Here is a 16,404-nt window from a genome sequence, read left to right as displayed (position 1 = left end):
GCTGGCTATCCAGCTAATTATGTATGTGAAATATCTGGAAGAGATGTCGGTTCGCCGGTGGGTATTTCGAAGATTTTGCTGGCTAGCCGCCACATGGCTGGCCGATGGCTGATCAGCAGAAGCCCTGCCCCTGTGCGATCGAGCCACTCAGCCAAGCTCTCACCCAAAAGTGCTTCTGCTTTCGTGTCGAGCCCCTCGGTCGGTTCATCCAACAAAAGCCAAGGGCGTCCGGCGAGCAGCGCCCGGGCCAGAACGATCCGTCGCCTCTGCCCGCCCGACAGCCGGGCGCCATCACCGCCCAGCCATTGATGCAGTCCATCAGGGAGCGCGCGCACCACATCATCGACGCAGGCCACGCGCAAGGCGTCCCACAAAGCCTTTTCATCCAGCCCCGGACGGGCGAGTAGCAGGTTGTCGGCGATGCTCCCCGCAATCATGGGTGCATCCTGTCCCGCGAGGGCGAAGATGGGGCGCAGCGCTGCCAGCCCCAGTTCACGCGGCTCGATCCCCGCAACGGCCAGATCCTGAGGGGCATCCTGGCGTAGTCCGACCAGTGTTTCGAGCAGTCGCGTTTTTCCCGCACCCGAGGCGCCGCACACCAGCACCCTGCTGCCTGCTGGGAAACTTTGGCCGCACAGCGTCAGGGCGGGAGCGGGGGAGAGACAGGGAAGGGGAGCAATGCCGATATCTTCGTCGAGTTTGGCCAGATGGTGTTGCGCGCGGGCCAGATCATGTCCTCGCATGTCATTCATCACCAGCGCCCCCCACGCTTCGAGCGCGGCCATGGCTCCGAGCATGCCCAAGGCGAACGGGGCGGGCGTGGTCTGGGCGGATACTGCGATGAGGGCCACGGTGGCAGCCGCGATCATCGTCTGGACAGCGGAGATCATGCCCTCCGCCCGTGTCTCATCCATGCGGGCATCGTCATAGGCAAGGGCAGATGGTTCGAGCGCTGCTGCCATTGCAGGCGCCAGGCCGTAGATCGCAACATCGGCGGCAGGGCCGGCCATGTCGGCATAGTCCGCCTGAAGCGCAGCATGGGCGGCTGCTGTTCGGCGTTGCGGTTCCGGCAGCAGCCGTGCGGCCATGCCGCGCCCGGCCAGACGCATGACGATCAGCGCGGTCAGCAGGATGGCACCGCAGCGCCATCCTAGGATAAGCGCCGCTATCAACCCGGCCAGTGCTCCTGCCCAAGCGCCTGGGCGCGAAACCTGCCGGATGACCGCTTCTTCCAGCGCGTCTACCTCTTTGCCCAAGCGATTCGCTAGTGTGCCGCTGCGTCCGGCGTCATGTCCGGTCAACGCCCTAGCGGCCACGGCGGCGAAGAGTTCCGCGCGCACCTTGGCCAGCGCATAGAGCGCAGCGCGATGGCCCAGCATCCTTTCGCCGTAGCGCGATGTCGTCCGCATGATGGCGGCGGCGCGGATGCCCGCGCTGGGCAACAGATAGTTGAACCCCGCGACCGCCACCGGCCCGGCAAGGCCGGCCAGCGCGGCGCCCACCAGGAACCAGCCCGAGAGGGCCAGCAGCCCCACCGCCGACAGGCTGGCCACCATGGCGCAGGCCATGCCGAGCCGGATGGTCTGGCGCTGGCCCATCATGGCCTGACGCAAGGGGGCAATCATGGCGCCACCGCGCAGACGGAGGCCGCCATGGCGATCAGCGCGGCATCATGCGTGGCGACAACGACTAGCCTGTCCCTTGCCAGTTCGCCAAGCAAGGCGCGCACCGCCGCCGCCGTTCCGGCATCCAGATCGGCGGTCGGCTCGTCGAGAAGCAGGATGGGCCTTTGCGAGAGGATGGCACGGGCAAGCCCTATCCGTCGTCGTTCTCCGCCTGACAGGCTCGATCCGCGATGATCCACTGCCAGGTCGAGTCCGCCGCGGCGTGCCAGCATGGGGCCAAGGCCAAGGCGGTTCAGGCAAGCGAGCAGCTCGGCATCATCGGGCATGGTCTGGTCGGGTGTGGGTATGAGATTGGCGCGCAGGCTGCCGGGCAAGAGGGCGACTTGCTGGCCCGCCCAGCCGATGTGGGCATTGAGCGAGCCGGGCAGGAAGGCGCCGTCATCCGCCTGAAGCATGCCGCCGCAGGCAGGGCCCTGCCCAATGAGCGCGAGCAGAAGCGAGCTCTTTCCCGCGCCCGTGGGGCCGGTCACCGCATGGAGCCCAAGGGAAGTCCAGGCCCAGTTCAAAGGGCCAATGCTTGCGCCATCGGCATGGGTGAGCATGACATCACGCCCCTGCCACAGGCGGGGCGGTGCGAAGGGGGCAGGCTGCGGTGAGATGGCGTCCAGCTGGTCCCTCATGGCGGCAAGGGCGGCCTCGCCTTGCTGCTTGTCGTGATAGGCGGCGGCCAGACGGCGCATCGCCAGATAGAATTCGGGCGCCAGCGCCAGCGCATAGAAGGCGCGGGGCAGGGTCAGGGCCTCGGGTGCGGGGAAAGGCAGCAGGTGCAAAAGGGAAAAGCCGCAATAGACCGCGACGAGCGCCACGCTGAGCGCGGCGAAGAAGTCGAGGATCGCGCTGGAGGCAAAGGCGATGCCCAGCACGCCCATGGTGCGCCTCGCGGCGTCCTGCGCGGCGCTGCCCAGATGGCGGGTGATACGTTCCTCGGCCCCATAGGTGAGGATCATGGGCAGGGAACGCAGGCGATCGACGAACAGGCCCGAAAGGCGCGTCAGGGCCCGATGCTGTGCCTGGGCCTTGCGGGCCGCCGCGCCTCCGGCCAGCGCCATGGCGAGAATGAACGGAACCAGCGTGACCAGCATGATGAGTGCCGCAACCCAGCTTGCAGGAGCGACGGCCGCCGCGATCAGGAGGGGGGAAAGACCACTGGCCATGCGCAGGGGCAGGAAGCGGGCGATGAGGCCGCCGGTTTCAGCGATCGAATCGACCGCGAGATGCATGTCCTCACCGATCAGACGTCCCCGTCTCAGGCGACTGCGCAGCAAGGGAGCATGCAGAGCCTCACGCAGCCTCGCGCGCATCGCCGCCGCCGCCGCCTGTCCGGCGATGCCAGCGCGCCAGATGGCCAGCGCACGGACACATCCCCCTGCCACAAGCAGTCCTGCGGCCAAAGGCCAGACCTGCCTTGCAACAGTGCTTGCCGTCACCGCCAGGGCGATGCCGCCGGCCACGGGAATCGCGCCGATACTGTCGGTTAGCCACCACAGGGCGGCGCGTCGGTCGACCTTGGTCGGGGGCAGTAGGATGGTGGATGGCTTGACCATATTCGCAAATGCTCATATTGGCAAATCCGTGATTGGCAAGCGAGTCCTGCTCGCGCACCCCCGTTGCTCGTCGCATCTTCGGCGCCTTGGGGCGCCTGCCATCAAGGGATCCTGTCCGATGGATATGGCGGTCATCGAACTTTCTCGCCTGCAGTTTGCGCTGACGGCGATGTATCATTTTCTCTTCGTCCCTCTGACGCTGGGCCTCTCCTTCATGCTGGTCATCATGGAGAGCATCTATGTCATCACCAAGCGGCCCATCTGGCGTGTCATCACGCGCTTCTGGGGCAAGCTATTCGGCATCAATTTCGTGCTGGGCGTGGCAACGGGCCTCACCATGGAATTCGAGTTCGGCACCAACTGGGCCTATTACGCGCATTATGTGGGCGACATCTTCGGCGCTCCGCTGGCGATCGAGGGGCTGATGGCCTTCTTCCTCGAAGCCACGATGGTGGGCGTGATGTTCTTCGGCTGGGATCGGCTCAGCCGCCGTCAGCATCTGCTGGTCACCTTGCTGGTGGCGCTGGGCACCAATCTTTCGGCCCTGTGGATACTGATCGCCAATGGCTGGATGCAGAACCCCACCGGCGCGAGCTTCAACCCGGCCACGATGCGCATGGAGGTGACGGACTTTTCCGCCGTTTTGTTCAATCCGGTGGCGCAGGCCAAATTCGTCCATACCGTCAGTGCGGGCTATGTCTGTGCGGCGACCTTCGTGATGGGGGTTTCGGCCTATTATCTCCTGCGTGGCAAATGGACCAATGTGGCGCGCCGCTCGATGATGGTGGCCTCGGCCTTCGGGCTGGCCTCAGCCCTCTCGGTCGTGGTGCTCGGTGACGAGAGCGGCTACACGCTGACCGACAACCAAAAGATGAAGCTGGCGGCCATCGAGGCCATGTGGGAGACTGAGCCCGCGCCCGCCTCGATCACGCTGGTGGGCCTGCCTGACGTGGCCGCGCGCACCACCCACTTCGCGATCAAGCTGCCTTATGTCATGGGGTTGATCGGCACGCGCAGCCTGACCGGGCAGATCGACGGCATCGAGGAACTGGTGCTGAAGGCTGACGAGCGCATTCACAGCGGCGTCATCGCCTATGATGCCGTCGAGCGTCTGAAGATCAACCGCGCCGACACCGCCGCCATGGCCGCCTTTGAAACGCACAAGCGCGACATCGGCTTTGCCCTGCTCCTGAAGCGCTACGTGGCCGACCCACGCAAGGCTGATGAAGCCACGATCACCAAGGCGGCCTGGGACACGGTGCCCAACGTGCCGGTGATGTTCTTTCTGTTCCGCTTCATGGCGGGGCTCGGTTTCGGCTTCATCGCCTTTTTCGGCATGGCTTTCTATTGTGCCTCGGCCTGTCAGTTCAGGAAGCGGTGGTTCCTCAAGCTGGCGATCTTCATGATCCCGCTGCCCTGGGTGGCCATCGAATTCGGCTGGGTTCTGGCCGAGATCGGGCGCCAGCCATGGGCTGTCGACGGCGTGCTGCCCACCTTCCTAGGGGCTTCCTCGCTGACAGTGCCGCAGATCTGGACGACGATCTTCGGCTTCACCGCGCTTTATGGAACGCTGGCGGTGATCGAGGTGCGGTTGATGATCGCCTCCATTCGCAAGGGCCCCGTCGAACACCACGATGAAACTGCCAGCGAAGCGGGCTTTGCCCCGCTGCCTGCCGAATAAGGGAGCAGAGGCGATGCATATTCCTCTCGACTATGAAACGCTGCGCCTGATCTGGTGGGTGCTGCTCGGCGTGCTGCTGATCGGCTTCGCCCTCACCGACGGTTATGATCTGGGCGTGGCCAGCCTGCTGCCTTTCGTGGCGCGCCGTGACGAGGAGCGCCGTCAGGTCATCAACGCCATCGCGCCGCATTGGGAAGGCCATCAGGTGTGGCTGATCCTGGGTGGCGGGGCGATCTTTGCCGCCTGGCCCTTTGTCTATGCGGTCAGCTTCTCAGGCTTTTATCTGGCCATGTTCCTGGTGCTGGCATCGCTGATCCTGCGCCCGGTTTCATTCAAGTACCGATCCAAGCACGCCGACCCCGCGTGGCGTTCGCGCTGGGATATGGCGCTGTTCGTTGGCGGCTTTGTGCCGGCGCTGGTGTTCGGCGTGGCGGTGGGCAATGTGCTGACAGGCGCCCCCTTCCGTTTCGACAGCGACCTGCGCATGACCTATGAGGGCAGCCTGCTGGGTCTCTTCACGCCCTTCACACTGCTGGCTGGTCTGCTCTCAGTAGCGATGCTGATGATGCATGGCGCGGCTTGGCTGGCGGTGAAGATCGAGGACGGTCCCGTGCTGGAGCGCGCACGTCGCTTCGGGCGCGGGGCGGCGATGGCCACCATCGTGCTTTTCGCGTTGGGCGGTGTGATGATCGCCAAGGGCGCGATGGGCATGCGGCTGGATGGTGTGGTTGATGCCGCTGGTCCGTCCAATCCGTTGATGTCGGCCAGTGTCGGCGCGCCGGGCGGCTGGCTGGCCAATTACGGCGCGCATCCCTGGATGCTGATTGCGCCCATCGCCGGGCTGGTCGGGCCGCTGGTGGCCATGGCGGGCATTGGCATGCGGCGGGGCTGGCTCAACCTGGCTGGCAGCGCGGCGGCCATCAAGGGCATCATCGCCACCGTCGGCCTCTCGATGTTCCCGTTCATCCTGCCCAGCTCGATCGACCCGCGTTCCAGCCTGACGGTCTGGAATGCCTCCTCCAGCCATCTCACGCTGTTCATCATGCTGATCGTGACCTGCGTGTTCCTGCCGGTGGTGCTGGCCTACACGGCCTGGGTGATGAAGATGCTCGCGGGCCGCATCACGCTCGGCGAAGTTCGCTCCAACCCCGACTTCTATTGATCAGGGAGACAGCCCATGTGGTATTTTTCGTGGATTTTGGGTCTGGGGCTGGCGGTGGGCTTCGGCATCATCAACGGCCTGTGGCACGAGTTCAATTCGCCCATCGACGACGATCCGGCGATCTGATCCGACCATGTGGCCGGTGAGGGGGCGAGGCGGATCAGACCTTCCCGAATGATGGCCCCGCCTCCCATGGCTTCATCGCAAAACCCCCACAGATCCATGAGCGGAGCTGTGGGGGTTTTGTTGCAGGACGGATAAGGCGCGTTCAGCCCTGCGCGGCGAACTGGTCATAGGCCTCAACCGCCTGGGCCGCATACATCAGGCTCGGCCCCGCGCCCATGTAGAGCGCCATGCCCATGGTCTCCATGACCTCCTGCCGACTGGCCCCCTGCTCAACCGCCGCCTTGGCGTGAAAGGCGACACAGCCATCGCATCGGATCGCCACGGCAATAGCCAGCGCGATCAGCTCCTTGGTACGTGTATCGAGCGTGCCTTCGCTGGTGGCCGCACTGGCCATGGCGGAAAAGGCCTTCATCACCTCGGGCGCGCCCAGACGGACCTCCTTGATCGCGCCGGACAGATCCCTGGTCATCTGTGGCCAGTCCTTGTTCATGCTTTATCTCCTTCCAGAAAAAAAAAGCCGCCGACCCCAGGCTGCGGGACCGACGGCTGAACCAGATCACGGTTAAGCGCGTTCAGCGATCAAGCGCGCCGACCAGCGCATCGAGCTGCCATGCGGCAACAAGGCTTTGGCCCTCCGCCTCAATGTGTGCGGCCTGCGCGGTCACGGCTTCGCGCTCGGCATCAAGCACCGCCAAGGTAGGTTTGGCCCCCACCTTGGCCTCCAGCCGTGTCGAGCGCAGGGCTTCGTCTGCCGCGGCGCTGCGGGCCTGGGTCGCCTCGGCCATGCGCCGCGCGGTGGACAGGCCGGTCCATGCGGAGATCACCGCCGTATCGATCTGGTCGCGCGCGTCGCGGGCGCGTGCCTCGCTGCCGTCCACATTGGCGTCCGCCTCGTGAATCTTGGCCGAGGTGCGCCCACCCGCCCATAGTGTCCAGTGGCCGCGAATTCCGACAGAGACCGCATCGGCGCGGTAATCGGGGAAGAACTGGTCGCGGGTGCGGGTCGCCTCGGCATAGGCGCCAATGGTGGGCAGGCTTTCTGCCTTGGCGGCGCGCACGCCGGCGCGGGCGATGTCGACGCCCTTTTCCGCTTGCGCCAGAGCTGGGTTGTTCTGATGCGCCCCGTCGATCGCTTCCTCCAGCGTGGGCGGGGTGGGTGGAGGCGAGGGCAGGGGGGATAAAGCGCCCGCGTCATGACCGGTCAGGCGGCGGTATTGCGCCTCGGCGGTGATCCGGCGGCCTTGCGCCTGCGCGAGACCGGCTTGGCCCTCGGCCCGGCGCGCGGTGGCGCTGGCAAGGTCGGAGGCGGGGATCTCGCCGCTCTTGAAACGCAGGCCTGCCTGCCGCTCGACCTCGGTGAGTTCGCCCAGCAGCTGGTCGTAACGTGCCTCGATCCTTCGCGCGGTCAGCACCTCTGCATAGGCTGCCACCGCGCCCACCATGATGCGGGCGCGGGCATCGACCAGGCCCAGTTGGGCAACATCCATCCCGCCGCGTGCCTGGTCGATGGCGGCTGCCACCCTGCCGCCGGCATAGAGCGGCATCTCAGCCCCGGCCTTGAGGGCCAGCGGGGTGGTGTTCTGGGCGGTGAAACCGAAGAAGCCGCCATTGTCGATGCGCCCGGTACCGATCTCTCCCTCCACAGCCACCAGTGGATGACCCTGTGCCCTGGCGGCATCGAAACGGGCACGCGCCGCTGCATTATCCGCCTGCGCCTCGGCCAGCACGGGGGCATGGGCCAGTGCATCGGCAAGCGTGGTGGCCAGATCCTGCGCCTGCGCCGTGGCAGCGGGCAAGCACAGGGGCAGAGCACAGATCAGAAGGCTGACAGGCACGCGCATCACACCCATCCTTATTCGAAGGTGCAGCCGGGCCGGGCGCCCAGCGCCTTGAACACCATGGCGGCGGGGCAAAAGCCGGTGAAGCTCGCCTGGATCATGTTGGCCCCGGCGAACATCGTGAGGTAGATCCAGGCCGGGTGGATGAAATGGGCGGCCAGCGCGCTGCCCAGCACCACGCTGCCGGCAAAACGCATCACGGCTGTATCGAGCGTCATCATGCCTCTCCCTTTTGAGTTTGCTTGAGCTTGTTGATGCCGAGCATCTGAAGCGCGAGCTTCTCGTAAAGCGGCTCGCTGGTGCCGGTGCGCACCTTGCGCAGGAAGTATTTCTCGAAACCGACCTTGGCCATGTGCACCCACTTGCCCTGCGAGGACCAGTTGACGTTGCGGGGAGGCAGTTGCGGCTGGGCTACGAAAGCAACGCCGCCATCGCCGAAATCAGCCAGACACACCGCGTTCCATGAAGGGATCTCATTGGGCTCGCGCCCCTTGATCTGGGCCGCGAGATTGTGCGCAACGGCGGTCACCATGCTTTCGATCATGAAGCCGGTCTTGGGCACGCCAACGGGTACCGGTGTCGGGCCAATGGGTGGAATGGCAACGCACACCCCAAGCGAATAGACGTTGCGGAAGTTGGGATTGCGCTGGTGCTTGTCCGCCAGGATGAAGCCGCGCGGGTTGGTCAGCCCCTCGATGCCATGCACGGCCTTGATGCCGCGGAAGGCGGGCAGGATCATCGAATAGCCAAAGGGCAGGTCATGCGCCTTCTTGACCTTGGCGTCCTCGTCCAGTTCCTCCACATGCATCATGCCGGCCTCGACGGCGGTGATGCGCGCATTGGTCACCCATTTGATGTGGCGATTGCGCATCTCGCTTTCGAGCAAGCCCTTCGTATCGCCCACGCCGTCCAGGCCCAGATGGCCGATGTAGGGCTCGGGCGTCACGAAGGTCATGGGCACCGCGTCGCGGATCTTGCGGCGGCGCAGTTCGGTGTCGAGGATCAGCGCGAATTCATAGGCCGGGCCAAAGCAGGAGGCCCCCTGTGCCGCGCCCACGACGATGGGACGCGGATCCTGGCAGAAGGCATCGAACAGGTCGGCGGCATGGGTGGCATGGTCGGTGCGGCACACCGACACCGTGTGACCATCCGGGCCAAGGCCGCTCACCTCGTCAAAGGCCAGATCCGGACCGGTGGCGATCACCAGATAGTCGTAGGTGAGGCTGGAGCCATCGGCCAGGTCCAGCCGGTTTTCCGTCGGATGCACGCGCGCGCATCCCACGCTGGTAAAGCCGATCCCCTTCCTGCGCATGACCGGCGGCAAGTGAACGCGGATGGCATCGGCCTGCCGCCAGCGCACGGCCACCCAGGGATTGGACGGCACGAACCAGTAGTCCTCGCTGTCGGAGACCACCGTAACCTCGGCCCGGCCCTTGGTGGCATCGCGGATTTCATAGGCGGCAATGGTGCCGCCAAGCCCTGCACCCAGGATGACGATGCGCGGCAAGGACATTGGTTGCTCTCCCTTTCGATGATGCGTGGCAGGTCCATCTTGAGTCGCTTCGCCTGCCTGAAACACTCTTGACGAATATTCGTAAAATACAATATAAGCAAGTGGTGATTTTAAGGCGGTGCGCTCGGGTATCGCAGGGAGGCGTCTCATGATCTTCGGCATTGGAAAGACAAGAAAACATCACGAAATCGGGGCAAGCTCGCTCCACGGCATGATCACGGCGAATCAGGTCGTGATCGTTGATGTGCGGGAGCCGGACGAGTTTGCCGCCGGGCACATTCCCGGTGCGATCAACATGCCACTCTCGACGTTTCTCCCTGCCGCCCTGCCAGCTCATCCGGGCAAGGTGGTGGTGCTCAACTGTCAGGGCGGCAAGCGTTCGGGCATGGCGCTTGACCGCTGCGCGGCAGTCGGATCGGCGGTCGACACGCATCTGTTCGGTGGTTTCGGTGCCTGGGTCGCGGCTGGACTGCCGGTCGCGCGCTGAGTTGCTGAAAAGCCGTAAGGACGGGAGGGAATGATGCGCAAGGACCTGGGGCTGATCGTGATGCTGGCGTTGCCGCTGGCAGCTTGCGGCAAGGAGGAGGCGCCCCAGCAGGCACCTGGCATGGTCGCGGGACCGCGTTTGACGCTCGCGGCCATTGAGACGACTGATTGGCAAAGTGTCTCCGCAGAAGTGACCACACAGGATCAGGCTCAAGTCATCGCGCGGATCCCCGGTGTGCTCACCAGCCTGTCGGTGCGCGCAGGCGATAGCGTTCGCAAGGGGCAGGTGATCGGTCGCATCACCGACAACCAGTTGGCGTATCAGGCTGATGCCTATGGCGCGCAGGCCTCCGCCGCTGCCGCTCAGGCCCAGCAGGCCGGGGCTGAACTGGCGCGGGTGAAATTCCTCACGGCCAATGGCGTCTATGCGCAGGCCCGGCTCGATCAGGCCGAGGCAGGGGCGCGTTCGGCGCAGGCCCAGATCGCGGCGGCGCGGGCGCAGCAATCGGCGGTGCGTGCCGTGGCTGGCAACGGGCTGGTGGTCGCTCCGGCCAATGGCCGCGTGCTGCGCGCCGATGTGCCCGCCGGCTCGCCGGTGGCGCCCGGCATGGTGGTGGCCGCTGTCACCTCCGGCCCGGTGGTGCTGCGCCTCGATCTGCCCGAGGCTCTCGCGGCCAAGGTACGGACCGGCGCAAGTGTCCGCGTCGAGGGCATGACCGGAGAGGGTCATGTCACGCGGATCTATCCCGCGGTGCAGGGCGGACAGGTCAGTGCCGATGTCGCCATGGCCGGTCTCGATGCCGCACTGATCGGTCGGCGTATCGCCGCCAGTCTGGCGGCTGGCACCCATCGCGGACTCGTCGTGCCGCGCGGCTTTGTCACGGCGCGCTATGGCCTCGATTATGTCGAGGTGGTGGGCAAGGACGGGACCGCGAGCACCGTCCCGGTCCAGACGGCCCCTGCCACGGATGGCAAGGTTGAACTGCTTTCCGGCGTGTCGGCCGGAGATGTGCTCGTCGGGGGGGCGCAATGAAACTGGGCATCTCGGGCCGCATCACCCGCGCGACGATCGCCTCGCCGCTGACACCGCTGTTTCTGCTGGCGGCGATTCTGGTCGGCTTGATCGCGACAATCACCATTCCGCGCGAGGAAGAGCCGCAGATCAAGGTGCCGATGGTCGATATCCGCGTTGCCGCGCCGGGGCTTTCGGCGGCGGACAGCGTGGAGCTGGCCGGCAAGCCGCTGGAACAGATTGTCAAGTCGATCGACGGGGTGGAGCATGTCTACACCCAGGCGCAGGACAATGGCGTGATGGTGACGGCCCGCTTCAACGTGGGGCAGGATCCGGAGGCCGCAGCCACCCGCGTCGACGAGAGGATCAAGGCCAACATCGACAAGATCCCGGCGGGCGTGCAGCCCCCGCAGATTACGGTGCGCGGCATTTCGGACGTACCGATCCTGGTGCTGACACTGACCCCCAAAGGGCCGGGCTGGGACGAGCGCAGTCTTTACACGCTGGCGGGCAAGCTGCGCACCGAGGTCGCCAAGGTGGATGATGTGGGGCTCACCTTCATCACCGGCGGCCAGCGCGATGCCATCCGCATCATTCCCGATCCGGCAAAGCTGGCCGCCGCGCGCGTGCCGCTCTCCAGCGTGATGGAGGCTGTGCGTCAGGCCGGGCGTTCCTTCCCGGCGGGTACCGTCCGTGAAGATGGGCAGGCTCTGGCCGTGATGGCCGGGGCGCCTTTGCAGAGCGCCGATGCGCTGCGCCGTTTGACGGTGCGTTCGGCAAGCGGGGCGCCGGTGCTGCTGGGCGATGTGGCGCGTGTTGAGCAGGGCGGGGCGCAGGATCAGGCGCACAGCTGGCGCTGGGCGCGGGACGGTGCCGGGAAGAATGGCGGTTGGTCCATGGCGCCGGCTGTCTCCATCGCTATTGCCAAGCGCAACGGGGCCAATGCGGTGGATGTCTCGCAGGCGGTGGTGGCGCGGGTGCAGGGGCTCAAGGGCGGATTGATCCCGGCCAGCGTGGCCGTCAACGTCACCCGCGATTATGGCGAGAGCGCCAATGACAAGGCCAATGAACTGATTTTCCATCTGGCGCTGGCCACCGTCTCGATCGTCATCCTCATCGGCTTTGCCATCGGTTGGCGCGAGGCGGGGGTGACGGCCATCGTCATTCCCACCACCATCATGCTCACCATGTTCGCCAGTCGCATCATGGGCTTTTCGATCAACCGGGTCAGCCTCTTCGCGCTGATCTTCTCGATCGGTATTCTGGTGGATGATGCGATCGTGATGATCGAGAACATCGCGCGTCATTGGGGCATGAAGGATGGTCGCAGTCGACAACAGGCCGCCATCGAGGCCGTCGCTGAAGTGGGCAACCCCACCATCATCGCCACCCTGACGGTGGTGGCTGCCCTGTTGCCGATGTTGTTCGTCTCGGGCCTGATGGGCCCCTATATGGCGCCCATTCCGATCAATGCCTCGGCGGCCATGGTGTTTTCCTTCTTCGTGGCGGTGGTGATCGCGCCCTGGCTGATGGTGCGCTTTGCGCGGGCAACGCTCAGCCATGGCCATGATGGCGAGGATGGCGGCAAGCTGGGTGCTATCTATGCCCGCTATGCCGCACGCGTCATCGCTACCCGGGCCAGCGCACGGCGCTTCCTGATCGGCGTGGGCGTGGCCACGCTGGTTGCCTGCTCGATGTTCTATTTCAAGGCGGTGACGGTCAAGCTGCTGCCCTTCGACAACAAGAGCGAGGTGCAGCTTGTGATCGATATGCCGGCGGGCACGTCGTTGGAGCAGACCGGCCGTGTGGCCGAGCAGGCTGCCGCCATCGCCCGCCAGATCCCCGAGGTGACCGCCATGGAGGCCTATGCTGGCACGGCGGCGCCCTTCAACTTCAACGGTCTGGTCCGGCACTATTTCCTGCGCGCCCAGCCGGAGATGGGCGATGTGATAGTCACTCTGGCCCCCAAGGGCGATCGCAACCGGTCGAGCCATGCCATCGCGGTGGATCTCCGCCAGCGTCTGCGTGGCATGGCGCTGCCTGCGGGCGGTGTCATCAAGGTGGTGGAAACCCCGCCCGGCCCGCCCGTGCTGGCCACTCTGCTGGCCGAGGTCTATGGGCCTGATGAGGCCACGCGGCAAAGGACCGCACTGGTGCTGGAGCAAATTTTCAAATCGGTGCCCTTCATTGTCGATACCGGCAATTCCTTCGGTCTGCCGCGCCCGACGCTGCGGCTGGTGCCCGACCGCGATAAACTCGACCACTATGGCATTGGCGAGGGGCAGGTGCTCGATTCGATCGGCGCGCTGATGGGCAGGCAGGTGCTGACCTATGTGCCCCAAGGGCCGGGGCGTGATCCGCTGCCGGTCGAGATCGGACTGGACCAGAGCCAGCGCCAGGCGAGTGGGGTGCTGGCGGCGACGCCGGTCGCAGCCACCCCCGCTGGCCAGTTGCTTGGGCTGGGCGAACTGGTGGACTTTCGACGGGAGACAGGCGGTCAGACGATCTTCCGTCGCGATGGGCGCGGAGCTGCGATGGTGATGGCCGATATGGCGGGTCGGTATGAAGCGCCGATCTATGGGCTGATGGCGGTGGACAAGGCCGTGGAGGCTTATGACTGGGCGGGCCACGGCATGGTGAAGCCCCAGATCCTGATGCACGGCCAGCCGCAGGATGAAAGCCGCCCCTCGATCCTGTGGGATGGCGAATGGGAGATCACCTGGGTGACCTTCCGCGATATGGGCGGGGCCTTCATGGTGGCGCTGCTGGCGATCTATGTGCTGGTGGTGGGGCAGTTCGGCAGTTTCAAACTTCCGCTGGTGATCCTGACACCCGTGCCACTTACGCTGATCGGCATCGTGCTGGGCCATATGCTGTTTGGCGCGCCCTTCACGGCCACCAGCATGATCGGTTTCATCGCGCTGGCGGGCATCATCGTGCGCAATTCGATCCTGCTGGTCGATTTCATCCGCCACACCGCCACGCCGGGCAAGCCCCTGCGTCAGGTGCTGATCGAGGCGGGGCGCATCCGCGTGAAGCCCATTGCCCTGACAGCGGCGGCGGCCATGATCGGTGCCAGTGTGATCCTGACCGATCCGATCTTTCAGGGGCTGGCCATCTCGCTGCTCTTTGGTCTCGCGTCCTCCACGCTGCTCACCCTGCTGGTCATTCCGGCGATCTATGTGGTCTTGCGCGATGACGGGATGGCACTATCTGCGGAGTCACGATGAAACCGACGGATCTCACCGAGCTCAAGGCCAATGCGGCCTTCATGTCCCAGCGCCTCAAGGCGATGAGCAACGCCGAGCGCCTGCTGATGATGTGCCGGATGGACGAGGGCGAGGTGAGCGTCAACGAGCTGGTGGCGCTCACTGGCCTCAAGCAGTCGGCCGTATCGCAGCATCTGGGCATCCTGCGGGCCGAGGATGTTGTGGAGGTGCGGATCGACGCCAATGTGCGCTGGTACCGGTTGAAGGACCCGATTGTCTCAGGGGTGATCCACGCGCTCTGTGATCTCTGCGAGGTGCACGGGCTACAGCAGCCGGCGGCCGGTGCCGTGGCGGCTGCGGACCATTCTTGAACCTTCGCCCTAGCGGCGCTTGCGGCAGGTGCTGATCCCGAAAAGTGTGTAGGCGGGGCAGAAGCCGATCAGCCCGGTGATCAGCGGTATCAGGCCGATCCAGCCCAATGGTGTTTTTGGGCCGACAAAGACAAGCGAAACCACCAAGATGCCAAGGATGATTCTGACCAGGCGGTCGAAGCCGTTTTCATTGCGCATCGTCCATCTCCTTTTTTGATGGCAGAAGGGTAGAAGCGGCGAGCGATCGGGTCTGTGATGTAGATCAGTTTAGCGAGATCTTCTTCGCCTCGGCCAGTGCCGGAAGACGCAGGGGACGATGGCTACGGAGAATGGTGGCTAGGCATCCATCGTGATCGCCAGCTCCGCCCGCGACCGATCGAGAATAATTCTCAAAACCCGGTTCAGCAGGACGAAGTCAATCGTCCCGGCGTGCAGGCATAGTTCTGCGTCGGGTCGCGCAGGTTAACCGTTACAGCCTTCACCGCGCACCGGGTGATCAATTGGTAACCCCGGTGAGAATCGAGGCAAGGCGCCGGTCCGGATGCCTGTTGCGCGCGTCGTCGCACGGGATCAATATCTTGGCATGCCTTCTCTGTCGGACAGACTGCGCGGGAAGCATCAGACGGCCACACATGCTTCATGCTGCAAGATCGCAAGTCGCGATCTCGGTTGCTCTCTTAGAGGCGCCAATCGCCTTCGGCGTGCTCAAACCGGAGAGATGCCGTCCTCCAATTGAGAAGGGAACGGGTCACAGCGTTGACATAGTCGCTGCGTCGGTTCTGCACGTCCAGATAATAGGCGTGTTCCCAGACATCGATGACAAGAAGAGGGATCTGGTTGTCCATCATCGGATTGCCTGCATTGGACGTGGCTGTCACGCGCAACTTGCCATTTTCGAGCACAAGCCAGCCCCAACCGCTGCCAAATTCTCCAGCCGTCACCTTCGCCAATTCGTCGAGCAAGGCGTCATGGTTGCCAAAATCACGTTTTATGGCGCCTGCCAGCCTTGCTGAAGGGCTGGTCGCTGTGGGGCTCAGGCTTTGCCAATAGAGGTTGTGATTCCAGGCCTGTGCCGCATTCTCAAAGATGGCGTGCTTGCTCGGCTGACCGGCACTTGCAAGGATGATATCCTCCAGTGGATCCTGCGCCTGCGGAGTTCCCGCAACGAGCGCGCTAAGCTTCGCGAAATACGAAGCATGATGCTTGTTGAAGTGAAGGCCGATCGTGCGGGCCGAGATAAATGGCTCCAGCGCATTCACGGCGAAGGGAAGTGCGGGCTGTGAAAGAGGGGACCGGTCGATTGCCGGCACGGCTTCGGTTGCTTTGCATGGGCTTAGATCGAGCATGACGCTTCCCGCGGCCGCCATTGCTTGCAATACGGCGCGACGTGACTTGATAGGCATGTGCAAAGCTTTCCTGTCCCGTGTGGTTTCGAAATGCCTGCCTCAGGGCCGACATTTGGAGCGATCGTGATCGACATGCACCTCGTGCGCATCGTACGTTGCGGAGGCTTTTGTAAACCACCTACCCAAGACGTCATGGTGCAGAGATGTCCTCACCTCAAACCCTTGCGAAATCTCTGTCGGAGATCCGGTAAGGGGGGGGCTTGCGGTGAAGAGCCCAGGTTGAGGCCGCCATTTATCGTCGGCAGCTACGTCTTTGCGCTTCTTCCTCTGACGGAGAGAATGTTGGGATAATTTAATGTAATTTCCAAGTGCCTGTTAGTGCGTGTTTTTCCATTGAGCGATTATGTGAAGGGATGCCCTTGCCTCATAAG

Annotated in this window: 15 protein-coding genes; 7 read left to right on the top strand and 8 right to left on the bottom strand. The window is 64.4% G+C overall.

What is annotated here, in order from left to right; translation table 11 throughout:
• Positions 1-17 precede the first annotated feature (17 nt).
• Positions 18-1,613, bottom strand: a complete 1,596-nt coding sequence (locus tag SR3_RS08295; protein ID WP_245653827.1) for an amino acid ABC transporter ATP-binding/permease protein — start codon at positions 1,611-1,613, stop codon at positions 18-20.
• A gap of 8 nt (positions 1,614-1,621) precedes the next feature.
• Positions 1,622-3,229, bottom strand: a complete 1,608-nt coding sequence (locus SR3_RS08290) for an ATP-binding cassette domain-containing protein (RefSeq protein ID WP_068083596.1) — start codon at positions 3,227-3,229, stop codon at positions 1,622-1,624.
• A gap of 118 nt (positions 3,230-3,347) precedes the next feature.
• On the opposite strand from SR3_RS08290, the gene SR3_RS08285 reads away from it, so the two are divergent.
• From SR3_RS08285 to cydX, 3 genes are read left to right on the top strand one after another with little or no spacing between them, the layout of a single operon-like run.
• A complete protein-coding gene (locus tag SR3_RS08285; protein ID WP_068083593.1) occupies positions 3,348-4,910 on the top strand; it encodes a cytochrome ubiquinol oxidase subunit I in 1,563 nt (520 codons plus the stop codon).
• A gap of 13 nt (positions 4,911-4,923) precedes the next feature.
• The gene (gene cydB / locus SR3_RS08280) at positions 4,924-6,072 is read left to right on the top strand and encodes a cytochrome d ubiquinol oxidase subunit II (RefSeq protein WP_068083584.1); all 1,149 of its coding nucleotides are present in this window, start codon (positions 4,924-4,926) and stop codon (positions 6,070-6,072) included.
• A 15-nt stretch (positions 6,073-6,087) separates the two neighbouring features.
• Positions 6,088-6,198, top strand: coding sequence for a cytochrome bd-I oxidase subunit CydX (gene cydX, locus SR3_RS30490; RefSeq protein ID WP_084455209.1), 111 nt, complete (start codon positions 6,088-6,090; stop codon positions 6,196-6,198).
• A 142-nt stretch (positions 6,199-6,340) separates the two neighbouring features.
• Here cydX and SR3_RS08275 read toward each other — a convergent pair whose 3' ends face one another.
• From SR3_RS08275 to SR3_RS08260, 4 genes are all read right to left on the bottom strand, one after another.
• A complete protein-coding gene (locus tag SR3_RS08275; RefSeq protein ID WP_068083576.1) occupies positions 6,341-6,688 on the bottom strand; it encodes a carboxymuconolactone decarboxylase family protein in 348 nt (115 codons plus the stop codon).
• An 82-nt stretch (positions 6,689-6,770) separates the two neighbouring features.
• Entirely contained in the window at positions 6,771-8,039 is a 1,269-nt protein-coding gene (locus SR3_RS08270) for a TolC family protein (RefSeq protein WP_068083815.1), read from the bottom strand.
• An 11-nt stretch (positions 8,040-8,050) separates the two neighbouring features.
• A complete protein-coding gene (locus SR3_RS08265; protein WP_068083813.1) occupies positions 8,051-8,254 on the bottom strand; it encodes a YgaP family membrane protein in 204 nt (67 codons plus the stop codon).
• Positions 8,254-9,549: an NAD(P)/FAD-dependent oxidoreductase gene (locus SR3_RS08260; RefSeq protein WP_068083574.1), complete on the bottom strand. Its 1,296-nt coding sequence runs from the start codon at positions 9,547-9,549 to the stop codon at positions 8,254-8,256. The genes SR3_RS08265 and SR3_RS08260 overlap by 1 nt, the downstream gene beginning before the upstream one ends.
• A 148-nt stretch (positions 9,550-9,697) precedes the next feature.
• Between SR3_RS08260 and SR3_RS08255 the strand changes: the two genes are divergently transcribed.
• The 4 genes from SR3_RS08255 to SR3_RS08240 are packed head-to-tail and all read left to right on the top strand — an operon-like array spanning position 9,698 to position 14,627.
• Positions 9,698-10,036 (top strand): rhodanese-like domain-containing protein, encoded by a 339-nt coding sequence (locus tag SR3_RS08255; protein WP_068083573.1) that lies wholly within the window; start codon positions 9,698-9,700, stop codon positions 10,034-10,036.
• A gap of 30 nt (positions 10,037-10,066) precedes the next feature.
• Positions 10,067-11,068 carry an efflux RND transporter periplasmic adaptor subunit gene (locus SR3_RS08250; protein WP_157098713.1) on the top strand — a complete coding sequence of 334 codons (1,002 nt, stop codon included), beginning with the start codon at positions 10,067-10,069 and terminating at the stop codon, positions 11,066-11,068.
• Positions 11,065-14,277 carry an efflux RND transporter permease subunit gene (locus tag SR3_RS08245; protein WP_068083572.1) on the top strand — a complete coding sequence of 1,071 codons (3,213 nt, stop codon included), beginning with the start codon at positions 11,065-11,067 and terminating at the stop codon, positions 14,275-14,277. The genes SR3_RS08250 and SR3_RS08245 overlap by 4 nt, the downstream gene beginning before the upstream one ends.
• The gene (locus tag SR3_RS08240; RefSeq protein WP_068083570.1) at positions 14,274-14,627 is read left to right on the top strand and encodes an ArsR/SmtB family transcription factor; all 354 of its coding nucleotides are present in this window, start codon (positions 14,274-14,276) and stop codon (positions 14,625-14,627) included. The genes SR3_RS08245 and SR3_RS08240 overlap by 4 nt, the downstream gene beginning before the upstream one ends.
• A 9-nt stretch (positions 14,628-14,636) precedes the next feature.
• On the opposite strand, the gene SR3_RS08235 is transcribed toward SR3_RS08240, so the two are convergent.
• Both SR3_RS08235 and SR3_RS08230 read right to left on the bottom strand, forming a co-directional pair.
• Positions 14,637-14,825 carry a YgaP family membrane protein gene (locus SR3_RS08235; protein WP_068083567.1) on the bottom strand — a complete coding sequence of 63 codons (189 nt, stop codon included), beginning with the start codon at positions 14,823-14,825 and terminating at the stop codon, positions 14,637-14,639.
• Positions 14,826-15,304: 479 nt separating this feature from the next.
• Positions 15,305-16,030, bottom strand: coding sequence for a superoxide dismutase (locus tag SR3_RS08230; RefSeq protein WP_068083564.1), 726 nt, complete (start codon positions 16,028-16,030; stop codon positions 15,305-15,307).
• Positions 16,031-16,404 lie beyond the last annotated feature (374 nt).

The sequence above is a fragment of the Novosphingobium rosa NBRC 15208 genome (genome assembly GCF_001598555.1).
Classification (GTDB): Bacteria; Pseudomonadota; Alphaproteobacteria; order Sphingomonadales; family Sphingomonadaceae; genus Novosphingobium; species Novosphingobium rosa.
The sequence above is the reverse complement of the archived record's forward strand: the minus strand, read 5'-3'. Positions and strand labels throughout refer to the sequence as shown.

Coding starts and splice junctions, on each gene's coding strand:
- SR3_RS08290 (WP_068083596.1), bottom strand. CDS start 3,229: ATGGTCAAGCCATCCACCATCCTACTGCCCCCGACCAAGGTCGACCGA.
- SR3_RS08285 (WP_068083593.1), top strand. CDS start 3,348: ATGGATATGGCGGTCATCGAACTTTCTCGCCTGCAGTTTGCGCTGACG.
- cydB (WP_068083584.1), top strand. CDS start 4,924: ATGCATATTCCTCTCGACTATGAAACGCTGCGCCTGATCTGGTGGGTG.
- cydX (WP_084455209.1), top strand. CDS start 6,088: ATGTGGTATTTTTCGTGGATTTTGGGTCTGGGGCTGGCGGTGGGCTTC.
- SR3_RS08275 (WP_068083576.1), bottom strand. CDS start 6,688: ATGAACAAGGACTGGCCACAGATGACCAGGGATCTGTCCGGCGCGATC.
- SR3_RS08270 (WP_068083815.1), bottom strand. CDS start 8,039: ATGCGCGTGCCTGTCAGCCTTCTGATCTGTGCTCTGCCCCTGTGCTTG.
- SR3_RS08265 (WP_068083813.1), bottom strand. CDS start 8,254: ATGACGCTCGATACAGCCGTGATGCGTTTTGCCGGCAGCGTGGTGCTG.
- SR3_RS08260 (WP_068083574.1), bottom strand. CDS start 9,549: ATGTCCTTGCCGCGCATCGTCATCCTGGGTGCAGGGCTTGGCGGCACC.
- SR3_RS08255 (WP_068083573.1), top strand. CDS start 9,698: ATGATCTTCGGCATTGGAAAGACAAGAAAACATCACGAAATCGGGGCA.
- SR3_RS08250 (WP_157098713.1), top strand. CDS start 10,067: ATGATGCGCAAGGACCTGGGGCTGATCGTGATGCTGGCGTTGCCGCTG.
- SR3_RS08245 (WP_068083572.1), top strand. CDS start 11,065: ATGAAACTGGGCATCTCGGGCCGCATCACCCGCGCGACGATCGCCTCG.
- SR3_RS08240 (WP_068083570.1), top strand. CDS start 14,274: ATGAAACCGACGGATCTCACCGAGCTCAAGGCCAATGCGGCCTTCATG.
- SR3_RS08235 (WP_068083567.1), bottom strand. CDS start 14,825: ATGCGCAATGAAAACGGCTTCGACCGCCTGGTCAGAATCATCCTTGGC.
- SR3_RS08230 (WP_068083564.1), bottom strand. CDS start 16,030: ATGCCTATCAAGTCACGTCGCGCCGTATTGCAAGCAATGGCGGCCGCG.